Source organism: Streptomyces sp. NPDC045695 (assembly GCF_056432025.1).
In genome coordinates this window covers 53,714-74,182 of sequence record NZ_JBWKJU010000023.1, presented here as the reverse complement: position 1 = coordinate 74,182, position 20,469 = coordinate 53,714, and the positions used below count along the sequence as shown (strand labels likewise).

Annotated in this window: 17 protein-coding genes; 1 reads left to right on the top strand and 16 read right to left on the bottom strand. The window is 72.7% G+C overall.

Translation table 11 applies throughout. The annotated features are described in order from the left end of the window. The 11 genes from AC07DU_RS29235 to AC07DU_RS29185 all read right to left on the bottom strand — a co-directional run. A partial coding sequence (locus AC07DU_RS29235; RefSeq protein ID WP_479114693.1) for a hypothetical protein occupies positions 1-279 on the bottom strand: 279 nt, incomplete at its 3' end. A gap of 10 nt (positions 280-289) precedes the next feature. Then, on the bottom strand, positions 290-421 hold the full coding sequence (locus AC07DU_RS29230) for a hypothetical protein (protein ID WP_479114691.1): 132 nt from the start codon (positions 419-421) through the stop codon (positions 290-292). Between the two features lie 281 nt (positions 422-702). Next, positions 703-1,875 (bottom strand): type VII secretion-associated serine protease mycosin, encoded by a 1,173-nt coding sequence (gene mycP, locus AC07DU_RS29225; RefSeq protein ID WP_479114689.1) that lies wholly within the window; start codon positions 1,873-1,875, stop codon positions 703-705. Positions 1,876-1,896: 21 nt separating this feature from the next. Beyond that, complete coding sequence (locus tag AC07DU_RS29220) at positions 1,897-3,297, bottom strand: WXG100 family type VII secretion target (protein ID WP_479114687.1); 1,401 nt, start codon at positions 3,295-3,297, stop codon at positions 1,897-1,899. A gap of 50 nt (positions 3,298-3,347) precedes the next feature. After that, positions 3,348-3,893, bottom strand: a complete 546-nt coding sequence (locus AC07DU_RS29215; RefSeq protein WP_479114685.1) for a hypothetical protein — start codon at positions 3,891-3,893, stop codon at positions 3,348-3,350. 172 nt (positions 3,894-4,065) lie between these two features. Then, positions 4,066-6,360 (bottom strand): xanthine dehydrogenase family protein molybdopterin-binding subunit, encoded by a 2,295-nt coding sequence (locus AC07DU_RS29210; RefSeq protein WP_479114728.1) that lies wholly within the window; start codon positions 6,358-6,360, stop codon positions 4,066-4,068. 44 nt (positions 6,361-6,404) lie between these two features. Further along, on the bottom strand, positions 6,405-8,444 hold the full coding sequence (locus AC07DU_RS29205) for a (2Fe-2S)-binding protein (RefSeq protein ID WP_479114683.1): 2,040 nt from the start codon (positions 8,442-8,444) through the stop codon (positions 6,405-6,407). Continuing rightward, a complete protein-coding gene (locus AC07DU_RS29200; RefSeq protein WP_479114680.1) occupies positions 8,441-9,358 on the bottom strand; it encodes an FAD binding domain-containing protein in 918 nt (305 codons plus the stop codon). Before AC07DU_RS29200 ends, AC07DU_RS29205 begins: the two co-directional genes overlap by 4 nt. Positions 9,359-9,586: 228 nt before the next feature. Beyond that, positions 9,587-11,224 (bottom strand): beta-N-acetylhexosaminidase, encoded by a 1,638-nt coding sequence (locus AC07DU_RS29195; protein ID WP_479114678.1) that lies wholly within the window; start codon positions 11,222-11,224, stop codon positions 9,587-9,589. 222 nt (positions 11,225-11,446) lie between these two features. Next, entirely contained in the window at positions 11,447-11,731 is a 285-nt protein-coding gene (locus tag AC07DU_RS29190; RefSeq protein WP_030010729.1) for a DUF3039 domain-containing protein, read from the bottom strand. Between the two features lie 28 nt (positions 11,732-11,759). Continuing rightward, on the bottom strand, positions 11,760-12,320 hold the full coding sequence (locus AC07DU_RS29185; protein WP_360899714.1) for a YqgE/AlgH family protein: 561 nt from the start codon (positions 12,318-12,320) through the stop codon (positions 11,760-11,762). 275 nt (positions 12,321-12,595) lie between these two features. On the opposite strand from AC07DU_RS29185, the gene murA reads away from it, so the two are divergent. Next, positions 12,596-13,936 (top strand): UDP-N-acetylglucosamine 1-carboxyvinyltransferase, encoded by a 1,341-nt coding sequence (murA, locus tag AC07DU_RS29180; protein ID WP_453374055.1) that lies wholly within the window; start codon positions 12,596-12,598, stop codon positions 13,934-13,936. 283 nt (positions 13,937-14,219) lie between these two features. On the opposite strand, the gene AC07DU_RS29175 is transcribed toward murA, so the two are convergent. The 5 genes from AC07DU_RS29175 to AC07DU_RS29155 form a co-directional block, all read right to left on the bottom strand. Next, complete coding sequence (locus tag AC07DU_RS29175; RefSeq protein ID WP_007264399.1) at positions 14,220-14,501, bottom strand: HU family DNA-binding protein; 282 nt, start codon at positions 14,499-14,501, stop codon at positions 14,220-14,222. Between the two features lie 363 nt (positions 14,502-14,864). After that, positions 14,865-16,268, bottom strand: coding sequence for an NAD-dependent malic enzyme (locus tag AC07DU_RS29170; RefSeq protein WP_360899720.1), 1,404 nt, complete (start codon positions 16,266-16,268; stop codon positions 14,865-14,867). Positions 16,269-16,747: 479 nt separating this feature from the next. Beyond that, positions 16,748-19,054, bottom strand: coding sequence for a HelD family protein (locus AC07DU_RS29165; RefSeq protein WP_453374054.1), 2,307 nt, complete (start codon positions 19,052-19,054; stop codon positions 16,748-16,750). Positions 19,055-19,147: 93 nt separating this feature from the next. Further along, a complete protein-coding gene (locus AC07DU_RS29160; protein WP_479114675.1) occupies positions 19,148-19,708 on the bottom strand; it encodes a CGNR zinc finger domain-containing protein in 561 nt (186 codons plus the stop codon). Between the two features lie 206 nt (positions 19,709-19,914). Beyond that, entirely contained in the window at positions 19,915-20,469 is a 555-nt protein-coding gene (locus AC07DU_RS29155; protein WP_479035795.1) for a GNAT family N-acetyltransferase, read from the bottom strand.

Sequence of the window (20,469 nt, the reverse complement as noted above, 5' to 3'; positions counted from 1 at the left end):
GTCGATCACCGGCGGAGCAACACGACGGTTGCCCTGCCAGGTCTCTTCGTCTTCGACCAGGTAGTCGGGGCGTTCGCCACCCTGGTCGTCCCGCCGCATACCCGGAGCGTGCGCACCCGGAGCTACTCCGCTCCACTCGGCCTTGTCGGACTTGGCCTTCATGCCGTTGCGAGCCGCCTCGGCCATCTCGTCCAGCTTGCCCGCCATCGCCGTCCAGTCGGTGACCGCCGCCTGGAGCTTGTCCACAGGCGCGTGCAACACGTTGTCATACGTCAGCATGCCCCGGCCCCTACCTCAGGTACTTGTCGATCGCGGACGCGGTGAAGTCTGTGCGGAGCTGCTGCTCGTCCTTGGCGTGGGAGGAGAGGGAGTAGTTCAGACCGTTGGAGATGTTCGCGCAGGCCGCCACAAGGGTCTTCACCTGGCTCTCCCAGGTGGTGTTGAGGAGGTGGCGGCGTGCTTGCCGTCGGCCTGCAGGGGGAGCGGAGCTTGTACGCCTCGGAGCCGATCGCACCGATGTGGTCCTGGTTCAACTCCAGACCACCACCGCCGCCTGGATCGGCCGGGGCCTGATTGAGCCGCATCGAGACGTTGGCCGCGGCCGTGGCGCGCGCCGCCGACCACTCTTCGTCGAACGACATCGCGTGAACTCCCCCGTCAGGTGCGGTCAGATCATGTAGGTCGAGCTGGTCAGGCAGGTGCTTAGCGGATGCGGCGCACGACGACCACGGTCACGGCTCCGCCGATGAGTACGCAGGCTCCCAGGCCCAGGGCGATCCAGGGGAGGGAACTGCCGCTCTTCTTCTCCTCCGCCTGCGGAGCGGGCTTGGATGCCGCCGAGTCGGAGGCCTTGCCGTCGGGCGAGGCCGAGGGCTTCTTGGCCGCGTCCGCCGCCGCCAGGTCGGGCAGCGGGTAGACGTCCGCCGGACCGGGGTCACCGGGCGTCTGCAGGGCGGCACGGGGCCGGACCAGGCCGTAGCCGACGTAGTCGTTGCGCTGGGAGCCGTCGACGGGCTTGCCGATGGTGTTCAGCAGCACGCGGAGGACCTGGTTGTTGGTCCAGTCGGGGTGGGCAGACCAGACGAGGGCAGCGGAGGCAGACGCGAGGGCGGTCGCGTCACTGGTACCAGAAGACTTGCAGAGCCCGGTCTTACCGGCACAAGCCGTAACGATGTCGCTACCAGGCGCTGCCATATCCACCTGGGGGCCGTGCTGCGACTCCTTGGTCGGCTCACCCTTGGGGTCCACCGCTCCCACGCCGACGACTCCCGGCGTCGCAGCCGGGTAGAGAAGTTCGGTCTTCCCGTCATTCCCGGTACCAGCGAAGATCAGCTTCCCCTTCGAGAGCGCGTACTTCACTGCTTCGCGACGCGCTTCGTCATCCTGGGGCGTACCGTCCAAGGCCAGGGAAATGTTGATGACCTTGGCCTCTGAGTCTGCCGCGTACCGAATGGCAGCGACCCACGACGGGGTTGCCCGACTCGTCTCATGGGGCACGCGAATCGGGAGGATCTTGACTCCGGGCGCAAGCCCAAAGGCGCCATCACCGCTTGGGTGCTTTCCGCTGCCCGCAATGACTGCGGCCATGGTCGTGCCGTGGCTGCTGACGTCCGTCCTCTCGTCACCCTCTACGCTGTCCGGTTCGAAGTCCTTACCTGCGAGAACTTGCCCTTCCAGTTCCGGAATGCGGTTGACGCCCGAGTCAATCACCGCCACGGTGACGCCCTTACCCGTGCTGATCTTCCAGATGTCGTCCGCCTTCATGGCGTCTAGATGCCATTGCTGCGATCGAATGGAGTCCGCGTGGGCCGGGGTCGCGGCGACCCCGGCCAGCAGCAGACCCACCAGGGCCGAGGTCGCCTTACGCATGCGCATCCCGTGCAACGTCCGTTCTGCTCAGTCGATCACCGGCGGAGCAACACGACGGTTGCCCTGCCAGGTCTCTTCGTCTTCGACCAGGTAGTCGGGGCGTTCGCCACCCTGGTCGTCCCGCCGCTTACCCGGAGCGTGCGCACCCGGGGCGCCAACAGCACCGTTTCGTACGAGCCCCGAGCCGCCCTGGGTGAACGGCTGACCGCCAGCGACCGGGCGACCGGCCGCAGACTGACGCCCACCGACGATGCCTCCCGGCTCCGAGGCCAGCCGACGGCCTGCAGCCGCTCGGCCCGCCCCGCCGTGAGCGCCACCGCCCATGCCGCCGCCCATCGGGCCACCCATGCCGCGGCCTGCCTGAGCACCTTCACCGATGACCGTGCCACGCGGGATGCCCGCGTTGGGACCGTTGGACTTCACGGGACGACCGCCCATGATGCCGGTGTCACGCGGGGGCATGCCCGGCGGCATACCGCCGACCCTGCCACCCCCGGGACCGTTGGGGCCGGTCAGGGTCGGGTACGGGCCGAGGCCGGGGCCTGTGCCCGGACCGAGGCCCTTCCCCTTCACGCCGCCGACCGGCGGGAGACCCACAGGAGGGGCGAAGGGGCCAGGGACGGGACCCACGGGGCCCGGGCCTGTGGGCAGCGGGCCGGGCGTGGTCGTCACCGGCGGCACAGTCCGGTCCGGGAGCGTGCCGACGGAGTCGATGTTCACGCCGACGTTACGGTCCGGGATCAGCGGTACAGAAGTTGACGGCGGCGTGCCATCCGGCTTCGGTTGGTGCCCTGGCACCCAGCCCGGCTCGTTCGCAGAGCCACTGCCGCTCGGTGCCGAGGACGATCCGTAGGAGGAGCCTCCTGTGTAATTCCCCGACGCGGAACTCGAGCGAGCCATGTCGGTATCGCTTGCGACCCCCTCCGGCACGAGAACCTTCGGCGGCGGCGGGAACGTCGGGATCGTCGCCTGTTCCATCTGCTGGGACGACTTCTCGTACGACCCGGCCAGCTTCGTCATCGCGTCCACGGCCCGCGCGTGGTCGCCGCTCAGCTTCGACCAGGCCTCCTGGCCGAGCTTCACCGCGTCCGGGTCGTTGTGGTATTCGCGGGACGTCGCGAGATTCTGCTTGAGGGCCGCCTCCGCGGACGCGTCGTACTTGGGCATGTTGCCCGCGCCGTAGTCGGTCGGCTTGACCTCGCGCATGATCTGGGCGGACTCGGCCATGTACTTGCCGCCGGCGGCGCTGTACTCGGCCAGCACCAGCGTGGCGCTGCCCGTCTTGTTCACCCAGTTCTGGAAGGCGTCGGCCGCTTCGCCCTCCCAGCCCTTGACCTTGTGGTCCTTGAGCTTGTTTCCGATCTCTTCGATCGCCTTGGCGGCCTCGGTGAGCTGCGTCGCGCAGTGATGGGCCTTGTCCGGGTCCATCGCTGCGACCATCGCGTACAGCTGCGCGTGCGTGTAGCCCTCAAACTCGCTCATCCGTAAACGATGCCCTTCTCGGTCGCGTTCGGCTGCGGGCTGTTCGCCGGGTCCTGCGTTCCGCCGCTGCCCGTCTTGTCCGCGTATGGGTCACGCTTCGCGTTGTACATGTCATGGGCCTGCTTCGCGAGGAGGGCCATGCGCCGCTTCGTCTCCTCGTCCACCTCGCTGTAGCCGCCCCCGGCCGACTGGATGGCGATGCCGAGAGCCTCGATCTGCACCGCCAGCCCCTTCGACAGCTTCTGCAGCTCCGAGTGGACGGTGTTGTACGCCTTGTAGAGCTTCTCGGCCTGCGGGAAGCCCTTGCCCAGGGCACCCGCCGGCAGCGTGCCGTCGGCCAGTTTGCCGTGGTGCGCCGGGGATTCCTGAAGCTTCGTCAGGAGTCCGTCCACCAGCTTCTGATAGGCCTTCAAGTCGTCGTACTGGACCTTCAGTGCCGCGGCGGCCGCCCCGTAGGCAGCGCCTGCGAGCGCGCCCATCGGACCCCCCAGCCCCAGCGCGAGGCTCGCTCCCACCAGGCTCGCCCCGTTGTCGTCTGCCACGTTGGCCTCCCCGTCTCCCCGTAGTCGCGGCGCGCAAAGCGCCGCCACCCGTCCCCGTTCGCACCCGTTCGCACGAGTTCGCGCGCACACGTGCGCACTCTCACCGATCACTCTAGCGACCGGTACCGACAGTCCCAAGTCCAGGGTTGCACGTGCAATGCGGGTCACACCGTCACGAGTTGGGAACAGCCACCGCCGCCGATGGCCTGATCGGGAGCCTGTTGACCGGTCGGCCCGTGGCCGCACGCACCGCCGAGGCCACCGCCGCGGGCGTCGTCACCACGGGGACCGCGCTCGCCGCCTTCGCGCCGAACGGCGCCACCACGTCGCGCTCCTCGACCAGTTTGACGATGCGGATCGCCGGGGCGTCCAGCGACGTCGGCAGGGCGTAGCCCGTCAGGTCCGGGTGGCGGACCAGGCCGGAGACCGTGCGGAGGTTCTCCGTCAGGGCCGCGCCGATGCCCTGCGTGACGCCCGCTTCGATACGGGCCTCCAGCTGGCGGGGGTTCAGGATGCGGCCCACGTCCTGGGCGACCGCGAGCTCCACGACCCGTACCGAGCCGAGCTCGATGTCCACGTCCACCACCGCGCGGATCGCGCAGAAGGCCAGGCCCACGAACGCGTCGCCCTGCCCGTCCCCGTCCAGGGGTTCCGTCGGGTGGGGGCGGCACTGGGCCGTCGCCCAGAGTTCCTTACCGGCCATGGCCTCCGTGACCGGCATCGAGAACGCGCCGTCGTACGACGTGATCCGGCCGTCCGCGATCTGCAGCAGCTCCGTCGACATGCCCAGCTTGTGCGCCATCGGCTGCAGGAGCTGGGTGCGGACCATCTTCGCCGCGCGCTCCACCGCGCCGCCCGACACCCACGTGTGCCGGCCGTGCGCCGACGGGCCCGCCGGCGGCTGGTCGGTGTCCACCGGGGCCACCGCCACCTCGTCGACGCCCAGGACCTCCTGGACGATCTGGCGGGCCAGCGTCGCGAAGCCCTGGCCCGTGTCGACGGCCGCGCAGATGACCGTCGCCACGCCGTCGACCACCTTCACGGTGGCCGTGGAGACCTCGTCGGTCCCCTCCGCGCCCAGCATGTGCACCATGCCGACCCCGTAGCCGACCCCGCGCCGTACCGCGCCGGGCTCGCCCGCGCCCTCCGGGCCGCCGGGGAGCAGCCACTCGTCCTCCGGGGTGTCCTTCGGCAGGGCCGGCAGGTCGACGTCGCGGACCGCGCGCAGCAGTTCCGCCACGGGGGCCGGGCAGGTCACCGTCTGGCCGGTGGGGAGCAGGTCGCCCGTCGCCAGGACGTTGCGCATGCGCAGTTCGGCGCCGTCGATGCCGAGGGCGGCCGCGAGCTTGTCCATCTGGCCCTCGTACGCGGCGCACACCTGCATCGCGCCCTCGCCGCGGACGTGGCCGGACGGCGGGTTGTTGGTGCGTACCGCCCAGCCCTCGACGAAGGCGTGCGGGACCACGTACGGGCCGCAGGCGAAGGCCACCGCCGCCGCCAGGGATTCCGCGGAGGAGTCGGCGTACGCGCCGGCGTCCATCAGGATCTGCGCCTCGACCTTGACCAGCCGGCCCTCCGCGTCCGCGTGGTGGCGGTAGCGCAGCAGGGTCGGGTGGCGGTGGGTGTGGCCGAGGAAGGACTCCTCGCGGGTGGCGGCCAGCTTGACCGGGCAGCCCGTGCGCAGGGCCAGCAGGCCGAGCGGGAGCTGGAACGCGGCGTCCTCGCGGTCGGCCGTCGCGCCCGGCACGCCGGTGACGACCACGCGCACGCGGTCGGGGTCCAGGCCGAAGCAGGCGGCGGCCAGGTCGCGGTCGACGTGCGGGTCGGTGGAGGCGGTGTAGAGCTCCACGCCGCCGTCGGGGCGCGGTACGGCCAGCCCGGCCTCGGCGCCGATGGGGGCGGGGTCCTGGCGGCCGATCCGGTACAGGCCCTCGACGACCACCTCGCCGGTGGCCTCCGGGTCGCCGTAACGGAGCGGGATGTGCCGGATCAGGTTGCCGTCGGGGTGCAGGGCGGGGGCGCCGAAGGACTGCTCGGGGTCGGTGACCGGGTCGAGGAGTTCGTACTCGACGGCGATCGCGGCCGCGGCCAGGCGGGCGGTGTCCGGGTGGTCGGCGGCGACGGCCGCGATGGGCTCGCCGTGGTGGCGTACGACGTCGTGCGCGAACACCGGCCGGTCGGCGATCCGGCGGCCGTGCGTGGTGGCGCCGGGGACGTCGGCGTGGGTGACCACGGCGCGGACGCCGGGCATCTCGGCGGCGGCGGTCGTGTCGATGGAGAGGATCCGGGCGTGGGCGTGCGGGGAGCGCAGCACGGCGGCCCAGAGGAGGCCCTCGGCCCACAGGTCGGCGGCGTAGGGGAAGGTGCCCTCGGCCTTGGCGCGGCTGTCGGCGGCCGGGACGGAGGCTCCGATTCCGCGCGGTACCCCCTGCTCCGAGGCCTCGGCCGGGGCGGCCAGTGCCGTCACCGTGGTGCCGACCGTCGTCGTCGCCGTCGCCGCGTCCTGCCCGCTCACGCCGTGCCTCCATGGTGGATGCCGCCCTCGCCGGGCGCTGCCTGGTGCGGGATGCGGGGCTCGGGCGAAGCCGCGGGCTCGGCGGCCGCCGCCCCGCGCTCGGCCACGACCTCGCGCACGGCGCCGATGACCCCCGCATAGCCGGAGCAACGGCAGAGGTTGCCGCACAGCGCCTGGCGGGTCTCCAGCTCGCTGGGGGCGTGATTGCCCTCCAGCAGGTCGTGGATGGTCATGGCCATGCCGGGCACGCAGAATCCGCACTGCACCGCACCCGACCTGCACAACGCCTGCTGCACGTCCGAGAGTTCCCCGCCCGTCGCGAGACCCTCGACGGTCCGGACCTCGCTCCCCGCGGCCGTGGCCGCCGGCACCAGGCAGGAGGCGACGAGCCGGCCGTCGACCTGCACGGCGCAGGCACCGCATTCGCCCTGCGAGCAGCCGTCCTTCGCGCCGGCGAGGCCGAGGCGCTCGCGCAGCACGTAGAGCAGGGACTCGCCGATCCAGGCACCGGTGACGGGGCGGTCGGCGCCGTTGACGCGCAGGACGTAAGAGGCGTGCGGGTGCTCGTGATGGGCGACGGCCTCGGCTGCCGCTTCTTCTTCGTACGTCGGCACCGCGGCCGGGATACCTTCGCCGCTCCCCGCGTCCGGGAGTTCCACAACGCTGTCGGCGGTGTCCTCACCCGGAGTACGGCCGGCCGGGAGCTCCCCCGGCACCGGCCCCGCTCCGGCGAAGCCCCGCCCGTCGGTGTCTCCCGGCTCCGGCGCGGGCTCGGCGGCCGGCGTCACGGCGGCGGGCGCAGCCTCGGCCCGCACTCCGCCGAAGAGGTCCAGGCCGCCGGGGGCCACCGGCTGACCGGCAGCGACGGCGGCGACGGCGACGGCAGGTCCGTCGGACTCGCCCGCCGCAACGGGCTCGGCAACCGCGTCGGGTGTGGCAGGCGCGTCAGATGTGGCAGGCGGCGCGTGCCCGAAGGCCATGAAGCCGTGCCCGTCGGTCCCGCCCTGCGCCGAACCGGCGTGCGCCGGACCCGCGTGCTCCGCCTGCTCGGCGTGCCCCGCGTACGGCCCGTACCCCGCCGGCTCAGCGTGCTCGGCGTGCCCCGCGTACTCCCCGTACTCCCCGTGCTCGGCGGCGCGGACGTCCTCCGCCTGCTCCCCCGCCGGGCCGTGCGCGGCCTCGATGTCGTGCGGGGCCGGATGCGCCGGCTCGCCCTCCGGGAGCGGCGTGCCCACACCGGGCCCGCCCAGCACCCGCGGGCCGCGCCCGAGGGCGCCCGCTCCGGGTCCCCCGAGCTGCCGCCCGGCGGCGTGCGCCGTGGCGGCGGCGGCCGCCGCTTCGTCCGTACCCGGAAGCACGCCCGGGTCCGCGTCCCCGGCCGACTGCTGCGTCAGGTAAGCCCAGGGCGCCGCTGCGCCGCCCGGCAGGGTCGCCGGGGCCTGGCTCCAGTCGCCGTCCAGCGCGCTCGGCCGGAAGTCCCCCTGGACGTCGGGAACGGCCCACTGCCCGGTTGCCGTAGTCGCAGCCGCGGAGGCAGCCGCGGCCGCCCCCTCGGGCTCCTGTCCCGCCCCGGGGAACCGCCACTCGGCCGTCGCCCCCGGATCGGTCACGGGCGCACCCGCCGGCTCCGGCTCCGCCTCGGCGAACGCCGCGGCCACCGACGCCGGGATCGGGATCGACGCCGGGATCGGCCCGCCCACCGACGACCCGGACCCCGCGCCGGGCGCGGGCGCCGGAGCGGCCGGAGCCGAGCCCGCCGCCTCCGGCCACTGCACCGGCATGGTCCACGTACCGGTGGCCGTCGGATCCGTGCTGGCCGAGCCGAGCGGCACGATCATCGGCGGCGGCACGTAGCCGTGGCCGGGCGCCGCGAGGGGCTCGCCCGTTCCGAGCGCGTCCAGCATGTCCTGCGGCAGTTTCACGAAGGCCGTGGCGTCCGAGTCGTACTCGCCGCCCTGCGGGACGGGTTCCCAGCCCCAGCCCGCCGTGCCGTTCCCCTGGGTCACGTTCTGGTTCTCGTTCTCGTTCTCGCTCATGAGCTCAGCGCCCTACCCAGGGCCCTGCGCGCCAGCACGGCCACCGTCCGCCGCAGATGCAGTACGCCCGGAGCCACCGGTTCCCCCTGGTCGGGCACACAGGCGGCAGCGACGTACTCGCCGAAGGCCTCCAGCGCCTCGGGGGCCAGGCTCCGCGCGTCGTCCCAGTCGATCAACGAGGCCACCCACTGCTCGGCCTCCAGCGGCCGCAGCGGCATCGGGGCGACCGCTCCGATCGCACAGCGCACACCCCGGCGCGCGGGGTCCAGTACGAGCCCCACGGACGCCACCGCGCGCCCCGGCCCCGTACGCCCCGTGGCCTTCAGGAACACCTGCGGCGCGTGCAGCAGCGGCACCCGCACGAAACCGATCAGCTCACCGGGCCGCAGCATCTCGCGGCCGGCCAGCAGGTGTGACACGGGGATCTCGCGCCGGTCCTCCGGGCCGACGATCACCAGTACGGCCTCCAGCGCGGCCAGCACGGGCAGGGCGTCACCGGTGGGCGCGGCCGTGGCGATGTTGCCGCCGAGGGTGCCGGCGTTGCGGATCTGCGGGGGCCCGGCGGCGCGCGCGGCGGCCGCCAGCGCGGGGATGAGGGCGGCGAAATCCGGCCGCCCCATCCGGGCGTGGGTGAGTCCCGCGCCGAGCAGCGCGTGGCCGTCCTGGTACTGCCAGCCGCGGATCTCGTTGATCCGGCCCAGGCTCACCAGCGCGGCGGGCCGCAGCAGCCCCGCGTTGACGGCGGCCATGAGGTCGGTGCCCCCGGCGACGGGGACGGCGGCGGGCATGGCGGTGAGCGCCGCCACGGCCTCGTCGAGCGAGGCCGGCAGCGTCACGGACTGCGCCGCCTGGGGCCCCTGGGCCCGCTGAGATGAATCCTGTGCGTGCGGTGCGTGCGGTGCGTGCGTGGTCAACCCAGCTGCCCCTTCCCGATGTCCCGGTCCCGGCGCTCACGCCTGTCCGCCGTACGGTACGTGCTCACCGCCGGGACGTGGCAACTCTGGCACATCTTCCGGGCCGCCCGGCGCGAGGGTCGCCCGGGCGGGCCCCGGTGGAACCCGCCCCGCACAGCTCCCACCGATCGCCCGTTTTTCCCCGTATAGCCGGACATCGGGAGAGAGTTCCGACAGTTCCGCTTCCCGTCATGCGTTCGGCGGCGCACCCTCGATCGGGCGCCCGGGCACCCCCGGCCGCCGCTGCCACGGCAGCGGGCCGCCCGGCGGCCGGTAGCCGACGCCCAGGGCGTCCAGCCGCGCGTAGTGGGCGGCCATCCGGTCCTCGAACCGGGCGAAGTCCCGCTGGTGCGGCTCCGGCAGCGGCGACCACACCACCTCCGCGAAGGCCGCCAGGCGCGGGAACACCTGGTAGTCCAGCCGGTTCTGGTCCTGCATCACCTCGGTCCACGCGTTGGCCTGCGCGCCGAGCACATGACCGGCCGCCTCCGCCGACAGCTTCGGCGCGAGCGGTTCAAAGCGGTACACGTCCTCCAGCGAGCGCACGTACCCGATGGGCATCGGCTCGTCCGCGCCGCCCGCCTGACGGTGGTCCAGGTACACCTGCTGCTCGGGGCACATCACCACGTCGTGCCCGGCCTCGGCGGCGGCGATGCCGCCCGCGTAGCCGCGCCACGAGGACACGGCCGCCCCCGGCGCGAGCCCGCCCTCCAGGATCTCGTCCCACCCGATCAGCCGCCGCCCGCGCTCGGCGAGCCAGCCGTCGAAGTGCCGGATGAACCAGGACTGCAGACCGTCCTCCCCGTCGACGCCCAGCTCGCGGATCCGCTCCTGCGCGGCCGGGGAGGCCTTCCACTGCGCCTTGGGGCACTCGTCCCCGCCCACGTGCACGAAGGGCGAGACCTCCGCCGGGAACAGCTCCAGCAGCTCCTCGAAGACCCCCTCGTAGAACCGCAGCACGGCCTCGGTGGGCGCGAGGACGTTCTCGCAGATCCCCCAGTCGTCCCACACCTCCAGCGCCGAGGTGTCGACCACGTCGCCGTTGCCCAGCTCCGGGTACGCGGCGATCGCGGCCTGCGAATGCCCCGGTACGTCGATCTCCGGGACCACCCGTACGTGCCGCTCGGCGGCGTACGCGACGATCTCGCGGATGTCGTCCTGGGTGTAGTAGCCGCCGTGCGGGGTCTCGTTCCACAACGGGGAGGCCCGGTGTCCCCACCGGCTGCGCGCCCGCCACGCGCCGACCTCGGTGAGGCGCGGGTGGCGCTTGATCTCGATGCGCCAGCCCTGATCGTCCGTCAGGTGCAGGTGCAGCACGTTGAGCTTGTGCGCGGCGAGCAGGTCGATGTACCGCAGCACCCCGTCCTTGGGGAGGAAGTGCCGGGCCACGTCGAGCATCAGTCCGCGCCACCCGAAGCGGGGGCCGTCGGCGATCCGCCCGTGGGGCAGGCTCCAGGCACGCCCGGGCAGGGGCGCCTTGCGGTAGGCGTCCGGCCCCAGCAGCTGACGCAGCGTCTGGAAGCCCCAGAAGAGCCCGGCCTCGCTCGCCCCCGCCAGCTCGACGCCCGTGGCGTCGACGGTGATCCCGTACGACTCGGGCCCCAGCCGCTCACCTCGCTCCGGGTCCAGGCGCAGCCGCAGGTCCGCGGCCGCGCCGGGTGCGGCGGCCGGCAGGCTCCAGCCGGTGGCCGCACCCAGGTCCCGGCGCAGCAGGCGCGCCACGCCGTGTGTGCCGGGGCCGGTGGCGAGCGCCGGCTCGGGGCCGAACGCGTAGCGGAGCCCGTCCTCGTCGAGGACGGCGACCCGGGGTGCGGGGATCAGGTCCATGCGTGAGCCCTTCGCGGCAGCGCGTTGCACCCTGTGCAACACCCGTTCCACAGAGCGCTCGTCGCGCCGACCCTAACGCGCCGACCGGGCACGGCAAAGGCCCCCGGACGCGCCAGAGCGCACCGGGGGCCTCGGGCCCGTGAAACCTGCGGGACAGGGCGGGGCAGGGCAGAGAGCAGGGCGGAGCAGGGCAGCAGAGAGCAGTCCGGAGCAGGGGCCGGACTACTTGTCCTTGCCGCCCTTGTCCTTGTCCCCGCCGGGGCCCATGGACTCGTAGATCTCCTTGCACATGGGGCAGACCGGGTACTTCTTCGGGTCCCGGCCCGGTACCCAGACCTTGCCGCAGAGCGCGACGACGGGGGTCCCGTCGAGCGCGCTCGCCATGATCTTGTCCTTCTGGACGTAGTGGGCGAAGCGCTCGTGGTCGCCGTCACCGTGCGACACCTGCGGCGTCGGCTCTACGAGGGTCCCCGTGCCAGTCCCGCGCTCGGGCTCAAGAGTGCTCATGGACCCAGGGTACTTAACCCCGGGCCCGTCAGTTGAGCGACGGGTCGTCCGGATAGGTGGCGACCATCGCGAGGTCGCTGCGCTGGCGGCGCAGCACCGCCCGCCACAGCCGCTGCGGGTCGGGGAAGGACACGTCACCGGGCTCCGACTCCACCACGTACCAGGCGCCGTCGCCCACCTCCTCCTCCAGCTGGCCCGGGCCCCAGCCCGAGTAGCCGGCGAAGATCCGGAGTCCGCCCAGGGCCGCGGCCAGCAGTTCCGGCGGTGTCTCCAGGTCGACCAGGCCGATCGCCCCGTGCACCCGGCGCCAGCCGAGGGGGCCCTCCTCGCCCGGGATGACGGCCACCCCGAGGGCCGAGTCCAGCGCCACGGGGCCGCCTTGGAAGACCACGCCGGGGGCGCCGGCCAGGGGCGCCCAGGGCAGCAGGACGTCACCGACGCCCACGGGGGTGGGCCGGTTGAGGACCACGCCGAGCGAGCCCTGCTCGTCGTGGTCGAGCAGAAGCACCACCGCTCGGTCGAAATTGGGATCCGCGAGGGCGGGGGTGGCCACGAGCAACCGCCCTGTGAGGGAGGACACCTCGGTCATGCCGCCATGATCCCGCACATTCGCCGTTTGCGGGGAGCGGCCCGGAAGATCGGATCGCCCGCGGTCCGAGGCGCACGTCAGCGCGGAGGAGCGCGCACGGACGGCCCTGAGCGGTCCGCCGGCGGAAGGCAACGCTCCGCCATGTGGCCGGTACGGAGGGTGTTGTACCGCATTCATGACAGTCCTCCGGCCGCGTCTGCCTTACGAACAAGGGGGTGATGGCCCTTACCCTTTTCCCTGGCCCCCTGCCCACCCCACTCCGGAACGCGAGATTCATGACCGGCACAGACGATGTCCTGCTTGTCCACGGCGGTACCCCGCTTGAGGGCGAGATCCGTGTCCGCGGTGCGAAGAACCTCGTGCCCAAGGCCATGGTCGCCGCTCTGCTCGGCAGCGAACCCAGCCGGCTGCGCAACGTTCCCGACATCCGTGACGTGCGGGTCGTGCGCGGGCTCCTCCAGCTGCACGGCGTGACGGTCCGTCCCGGCGAGGAGCCGGGCGAGCTGGTGCTCGACCCCTCGCACGTCGAGAGCGCGAACGTCGCCGACATCGACGCCCACGCGGGCTCGTCGCGCATCCCGATCCTGTTCTGCGGCCCCCTGCTGCACCGCCTCGGCCACGCCTTCATCCCGGGCCTGGGCGGCTGCGACATCGGCGGCCGGCCGATCGACTTCCACTTCGAGGTGCTCCGCCAGTTCGGCGCGACCATCGAGAAGCGCGAGGGCGGTCAGTACCTGGAGGCCCCGCAGCGCCTGCGCGGCTGCAAGATCCGGCTGCCCTACCCCTCGGTCGGCTCGACCGAGCAGGTGCTGCTGACGGCCGTACTGGCCGAGGGCGTCACCGAGCTCAGCAACGCCGCGGTGGAGCCGGAGATCGAAGACCTCATCTGCGTCCTGCAGAAGATGGGCGCGATCATCTCCATGGACACCGACCGGACCATCCGGATCACCGGTGTCGACCGCCTCGGCGGCTACAACCACAAGGCCCTCCCGGACCGCCTGGAGGCCGCGTCCTGGGCTTCCGCGGCCCTGGCCACCGGCGGCAACATCTATGTGCGCGGCGCCCAGCAGCGCTCGATGATGACCTTCCTGAACACCTTCCGCCGGGTCGGCGGGGCGTTCGAGATCGACGACGACGGCATCCGCTTCTGGCACCCGGGCGGTCCGCTCAAGGCCATCGCGCTGGAGACCGACGTACACCCCGGTTTCCAGACCGACTGGCAGCAGCCGCTCGTGGTGGCCCTGACGCAGGCCACCGGTCTGTCGATCGTCCACGAGACGGTCTACGAGTCCCGCCTCGGCTTCACCTCCGCGCTCAACCAGATGGGTGCGCACATCCAGCTGTACCGGGAGTGCCTGGGCGGCTCGGCCTGCCGTTTCGGGCAGCGCAACTTCCTGCACTCGGCGGTCGTCTCCGGCCCCACCAAGCTGCAGGGCGCCGACCTGGTCATCCCGGACCTGCGCGGCGGGTTCTCGTACCTGATCGCGGCGCTGGCGGCCGAGGGCACCTCGCGGGTGCACGGCATCGACCTGATCAACCGCGGCTACGAGAACTTCATGGAGAAGCTCGTCGAGCTCGGCGCGAAGGTCGAGCTCCCGGGCGGCGACCTCGTCTGAGCCGTACCGCGTCCCTCCGTACGGACGAAAGCCCCCCGGGCGCCGCAAGGGCCCGGGGGGCTTTCCCGTGCCGGGGGTGACCCGGGGACCCGGTCCGGGGCGTAGAGGGCCGTACGGGGCCTTGCGCGGCCCTGCTGGGGCCTTCGCCGGCGGACACACGCCCCCGTCCACGGCAGAAGGGCGGCCGCCCCGCACGGGGTGGCCGCCCTTCTCCGTTCTACGTATTACTGCGCGCCTCTGCCGTTCCAGAGGCCTGTGCGGCCTCCGGCGCCAGGGGCAGGACTTACTTGCCCTTGGCGGCTTCCTTGAGCTTGGAGCCCGCGGAGACCTTCACGCTGTAGCCGGCCGGGATCTGGATGGGGTCGCCGGTCTGCGGGTTGCGCGCGGTGCGAGCGGCACGGTGGGTGCGCTCGAAGGTCAGGAAGCCGGGGATGGTGACCTTCTCGTCGCCCTTGGCGACGATCTCGCCGACGGTCTCGGCGAGCGCGGCCAGAACGGCGTCGGCGTCCTTGCGGGTCACCTCGGCGCGCTCGGACAGAGCGGCCACCAGCTCACTGCGGTTCATGTTGTACTCCCGTGTTCAACTTGCCTTAGAGGCGTGAGATCGAAGCCGATGCTGCCAGGGCCCTAGGACAGTCCCCGGACCCGGGTCTGAACGTCAGACCCTCTCGCCCGGTTACGCATCCTGCCCCCACCAGCGGCGGGAAAGCCAATCCGGCACCCGCCGGGGTCACACGAAAAGCGCCACAGTCACGCCGCGGTGACACTCCGTCCACGCCTTCGCTCACACGTTGCTGCGGACTGCGGACCCCGGGGGCATCCCCGCAACCCTAGAGGCGGCCCACCGGGCCCGCATCTCGCGACGCGCCGGGATCAGCAGTCCGTGAGGGCGGTCACAGGCCCCGCCCCACCGGCTCCGCAGCGGTTCTCAGCCCGCCGAGGCGGCCTTGCGGACGGCGCCCGCGACCGCGCCCGCGACCTTGTCGTTGAACACCGACGGGATGATGTAGTTCGCGTTGAGCTCGTCCTCACCGACGACGTCCGCCAGGGCCGCCGCGGCGGCCAGCATCATGTCGGTGTTCACCGTGCGGGACTGGGCGTCCAGCAGACCGCGGAAGACACCCGGGAAGACCAGCACGTTGTTGATCTGGTTCGGGAAGTCGGAGCGGCCGGTGGCGACGACGGCGGCGGTCTGGCGGGCCACGGCCGGGTCCACCTCCGGGTCCGGGTTCGCGAGCGCGAACACGATCGCGCCTTCCGCCATGGCGGCGACGTCCTCGCCGGAGAGCACGTTCGGGGCCGAGACGCCGATGAAGACGTCGGCGCCGACCACGGCCTCCTTCAGGGTGCCCGTGTAGCCCTCGGGGTTGGTGTTGTCGGCGATCCAGCGCAGCGGGGAGTCGGGGGCCGCGTCGACGAGGTCGGGGCGCCCGGCGTGCACGACGCCGTGGATGTCGGCGCTGACGGCGTTCTTGACGCCCGCCGCGAGGAGCAGCTTGAGGATGGCGGTACCGGCCGCGCCGGCGCCCGACATGACGACCTTGACGTCCCCAACTGCCTTGCCCACGACGCGAAGTGCGTTGGTGAGGGCGGCGAGCACGACGATCGCGGTGCCGTGCTGGTCGTCGTGGAAGACGGGGATGTCGAGGGCCTCGCGCAGCCGGGCCTCGATCTCGAAGCAGCGCGGCGCGGAGATGTCCTCCAGGTTGATGCCGGCGAAACCGGGGGCGATGGCCTTGACGATGGCGACGATCTCGTCGCTGTCCTGGGTGTCGAGGCAGATCGGCCAGGCGTCGATGCCCGCGAAGCGCTTGAAGAGGGCCGCCTTGCCCTCCATGACGGGCAGCGCGGCCATCGGGCCGATGTTGCCCAGGCCCAGTACGGCGGAGCCGTCCGTCACGACTGCGACGGAGTTGCGCTTGATGGTGAGGCGGCGCGCGTCCTCGGGGTTCTCGGCGATCGCCATGCACACGCGGGCCACGCCCGGGGTGTAGATCATCGAGAGGTCGTCACGGTTGCGGATGGGGTGCTTGGACGCCATCTCGATCTTGCCGCCGAGATGCATCAGGAAGGTGCGGTCGGAGACCTTGCCGAGGCTGACGCCCTCGATCCCGCGCAGCTTCTCGACGATCTCGTCCGCGTGCGCGGTGGAGGTCGCGGCGATGGTGACGTCGATCCGGAGCTTCTCGTGGCCGGAGGCGGTCACGTCGAGGCCGGTGACCGAGCCGCCGGAGGACTCCACGGCGGTGGTGAGCTGGGAGACCGCGGTTCCGCTCGCGGGCACTTCCAGACGGACCGTCATCGAATACGAGACGCTGGGCGCCGTTGCCATGGCCGTGTTCCTCTTCTGTCCCTGGTTCGCTGTACACGCAGGGCCCGCTCCACGGCAGGTGGTGCAGGACCTGTTGTCCGATCGTCCCACCTACCAGCCAGTACGAGGTAACCAGCTACAAATTTCGGAAAGACTCTTCCACCATACGAGATTGTCCGGAGGTTCGGAATGGCGGGTCCACACAAAAACAGGTCCGCGCCCTCCACTCGGGGAGGGCGCGGACCTGGTGGTGCACACGTATATGACACCGACCCGCCATGCTCGCCTCGCGGCAAGAGGTCGCTCTAGGCGACGAAGGTTGGGCCCGGGGGCTTGGATCGAGTCGGTGCCGTACCCAGGCTAACAAAGGATCGCCGGAACGGGTCCCCCCGCTCGAAGTCGGTTCAAAGCACCACGCTCCTGGCCGCGGACCATACGGCCCTATGAGCGCCCCGCCCGGGCCCCGCCGGGGCCCCGCCCGGGCCCCGCCCGGGCCGCCCCTACGGCTGCAGCAGCTCCGGCACCCCGTCCGCGCCGGGCTTGTCGCGGTCGGCCGACACCACCGTCAGCTGCTGCGTCGCGCGCGTCAGCGCCACGTACAGCACCCGCAGGCCCGCCGGGGACTCGTCCGCGATCTCCGCCGGGGAGACGACCACCGTGGCGTCGTACTCCAGGCCCTTGGCCTCCAGGCTGCCCAGCGCCACCGCCCGCTCGCCCAGGTCCGCGAGCCAGCCCGCGGCCTGCTCGCGCCGGTCCATGGCCACGACCACGCCGACGGTGCCGTCGACCTGCTCCAGCAGGCGCCTGGTCTCCTCGCGGACGGTGGCCGCGAGATCCCCGCCCGCCGCCGTGAAACGGGGCTCCAGGCCCGTGGAGCGCACCGCCGTGGGCGGCTCCATCCCCGGCATCGCCAGACGCAGCACCCGGGACGCGACCTCGGCGACCTCCGCCGGGTTGCGGTAGTTGACCGTCAGGGTGAACCGCCGACGCGGCCGGTTGCCCAGGGCCTCGTCGCGGGCCGCGGCCGCCTCCTGCGGGTCGGTCCACGAGGACTGCGCCGGGTCTCCGACCACCGTCCAGGTGCCCGTCCGGCCCCGTCGGCCCACCATCCGCCACTGCATCGGCGTCAGGTCCTGGGCCTCGTCGACGATGACGTGCGCGTACTCGGTGCGCTCCGCGGCGAGCCGCTCGGCCCGCTCCCACTGGGTCTCCTCGCGGGTCGGCATCAGCTCCTCCAGCCCGCTGAGCTGGTCCAGCGGGTCCATCTCCCGCTTGCGCCTGGGCCGGGCGGGGGCGCCGAGCAGCTGCTGGAGCTCGTCGAGCAGCGCCACGTCGTGCACGGACAACGGACCCTTTCCGTCCGGGCCCACCCGGCGCAGCGAGCGGGCCAGCTGGCGGATCTCGCGCTGGTTGAGGTCCCGGCGCGCCCAGCGGCCGAGGTGGCGCTCGTCGGCGAGCGCGGCGAGGACGGCGCGGGGGGTGAGTTCGGGCCACCAGGCGTTCAGGAAGCCGATGAAGGCGTCCTCGGTGGAGATGTCCTCGTCGAAGGCGGAGCGCAGTTCGGCGGCCAGCTCGGGGTCGCTGTGCCGCCCGGCGCCGCCCGACTTCGCGTAGAGGGCGTCGAGCAGCAGCTTGCGGGCGCGCGGGCGCAGCAGGTTGACCGGTGCGGTGCCGCTGAGCACGTTCTGCCGGATCCGGTTCAGCTCGTCGGCCTCCAGCTCCTGGCGGCGGCCGAAGGCCACCACGCGCAGCCGGTCGGGGGCGCCGCCGAGCTCCAGTGCGCCCCGTACGGCCTTGCGGAGCACCTTGAGCATCCGGGAGGAGCCCTTGACGCGGGCCACGGCCGGGGAGTCGTACGTGGTGGCCTCCGCGCCGTCCACGAGCGAGCCGAGCGCCCGGATGGCCACCTGGCCCTCCTCGCCGAGGGAGGGCAGCACGCCCTCGGTGTAGGCGACGAGCAGCGGGGTCGGGGAGACGATCAGGATGCCGCCGGAGTAGCGGCGCCGGTCCTGGTAGAGCAGGTAGGCGGCGCGGTGCAGGGCGACGGCGGTCTTGCCGGTGCCGGGGCCGCCGGCGACCTCGGCGACCGAGGTGGCGGGGGCCCGGATGACCAGGTCCTGCTCGGCCTGGATGGAGGAGACGATGTCGCGCATGGAGTGCGTACGGGCCCGCCCGAGGGCGGCCATCAGCGCGCCGTCGCCGATGGCGGGCAGCTCGCGGCCGTCGAGGGAGGCCGTGACCTCCGGCCTCATCAGGTCGTCCTCGACGCCGAGGACCTTGCGGCCCTTGGAGCGGATCACGCGGCGGCGCACGACGCGGCCGGGGTCCTTGGGCGTGGAGCGGTAGAAGGGCGCGGCGGCGGGCGCGCGCCAGTCGATGACCAGCGGCGCGTAGTCGGAGTCCAGGACCCCGATGCGGCCGATGTGCAGGGTCTCGGCGATGTCGGCCGTGAGGTCCTCGCGGATGGCGTCGTCGGCCGGCTCGACCGACGTGAAGGCGCCGTCCGGCCCCTTCTCCCCGTCCTTGCCCCGCACCAGGTCGATGCGGCCGAAGAGGAAGTCCTCGAACTCGTTGTTCAGCCGGTTCAGGTGGATGCCCGCCCGGAAGACCTGCGCGTCGCGCTCGGCGAGCGCGCCGGGCGTGCCGACCTGGCCGCGCTGGGCGGCGTCGTTCATGAGGAACTCAGCCTCGTGGATCTTCTCCTCAAGGCGTCTGTACACCTGGTCGAGATGCGTCTGCTCGACCGCGATCTCCCGATCGCGGACGGAATCCGCCGTGCTGTCGACAGCGGCATTCTGCGCGGCCACCAAGGCCCCCTTCTGACGTGCATGGGCGACCGTCAACCGTACGCGAACCGGGGCCCTGTCCGCACGCCCGTTCCGGAACCGGTGATCACCGGGTCAGGCGGAGCCGGCCGACAGGGCCCGGCGGCGGTGCCGGGCGACCCGCTCCCGGTTGCCGCACAGCTCGCTGGAGCACCAGCGGCGCCGGTGGCCGCGGGAAGTGTCCAGGTAGAGCCGGGTGCAGCCGTCGCCCTCGCAGGCACGCAGCAACGCCAGCTCGCCGGGGTCGGTGAGCAGCTCGACGGCGTCGCGGGCGACGGCCGCGAGCATCGCGCCGCATTCCACGCCGCCGCACAACTCCCGTACGAGGTGCCCCTCTTGGTCCCGTACGGCACACAGTCCGGGGGGTGGTCCGGCGGCCAGCGCGTTGACCCGGGCCAGGGCGCTCTCGTCGGGCTCGCCCCCGAGCAGCTGCGCCCGTACGAGAATCTGCACGTCGGCGCGCAGGGCCCGGAAGGCGGCGGCCCAGTCGGGCCCCACCCGGGCGAGCGGGGTCCGGTCGGGCACCAGCCCCGCCCCGGCGAGCCACAGCCGCAGCGCGTCACCGTCCCGGATCCCCTCACGGGGGGCGAAGGTGGCCACCAGGTCCAGGCAGACCCGCCCGCAGTCGAACCGCATGCCGTCAGCCTCCCGTCGTCGGGTGCCGTACCAGATTGCCCGCGGGCAGGTCGCAGCGGAAGCCCCCGGACCGGTAGCGGTGCCGGGGGCTTGCGCCGTACGCCCGTCCGGGACGGGACCGCCCCCGAGGCCCTGTCGTCAAAGTCCCGCCTGGCCCGCGGCGCCCGGCGCCGCGGGCCTGACCGGCGCCACTTTGACGACAGGACCTAGCCCACCGGCGGGTCGTCGTGCAGCAGCCGCTGGAACAGGCAGTGGTCGCGCCACGCCCCGTTGATGTGCAGGTAGCGCGGCGCGAGCCCGTACTGCTCGAAGCCCGCCTTCGCCAGCACCCGCTGCGAGGCCAGGTTGTCGACCAGCGTCCCGGCCTCCACGCGGTGCAGGCCGAGCTCGTCGCGGGCGATGCGGCAGACCTCCTTGGCCGCTGCCGTGGCCAGCCCCCTGCCGTGCCAGGCCCGGTCGACCCAGTAGCCGAGCCCGCCGCTGCTCAGCGGCCCGTGCTGGATGTTGCCGAGGTTGACGGTGCCCAGCATCGTCCCCTCGGCTAGGTCCACGAAGACGTACGGCAGCAGCCGCCCGGCGGCCCGCGACTCCAGCTGTTGCTCGATCCGCTCCCGCTGCCCCGCCTCGGTGTAGAAGGCGTCCGGCCGGAAGAGACCCGGCTCCGTGGGCGCCATGTGGGCCCGGTTGCGCGCGAACGCCTCGGCCAGCCCGGCGGCGTCGCCCAGCGCGACGCCCCTCATCTCCACCCCGTCAATGATCAT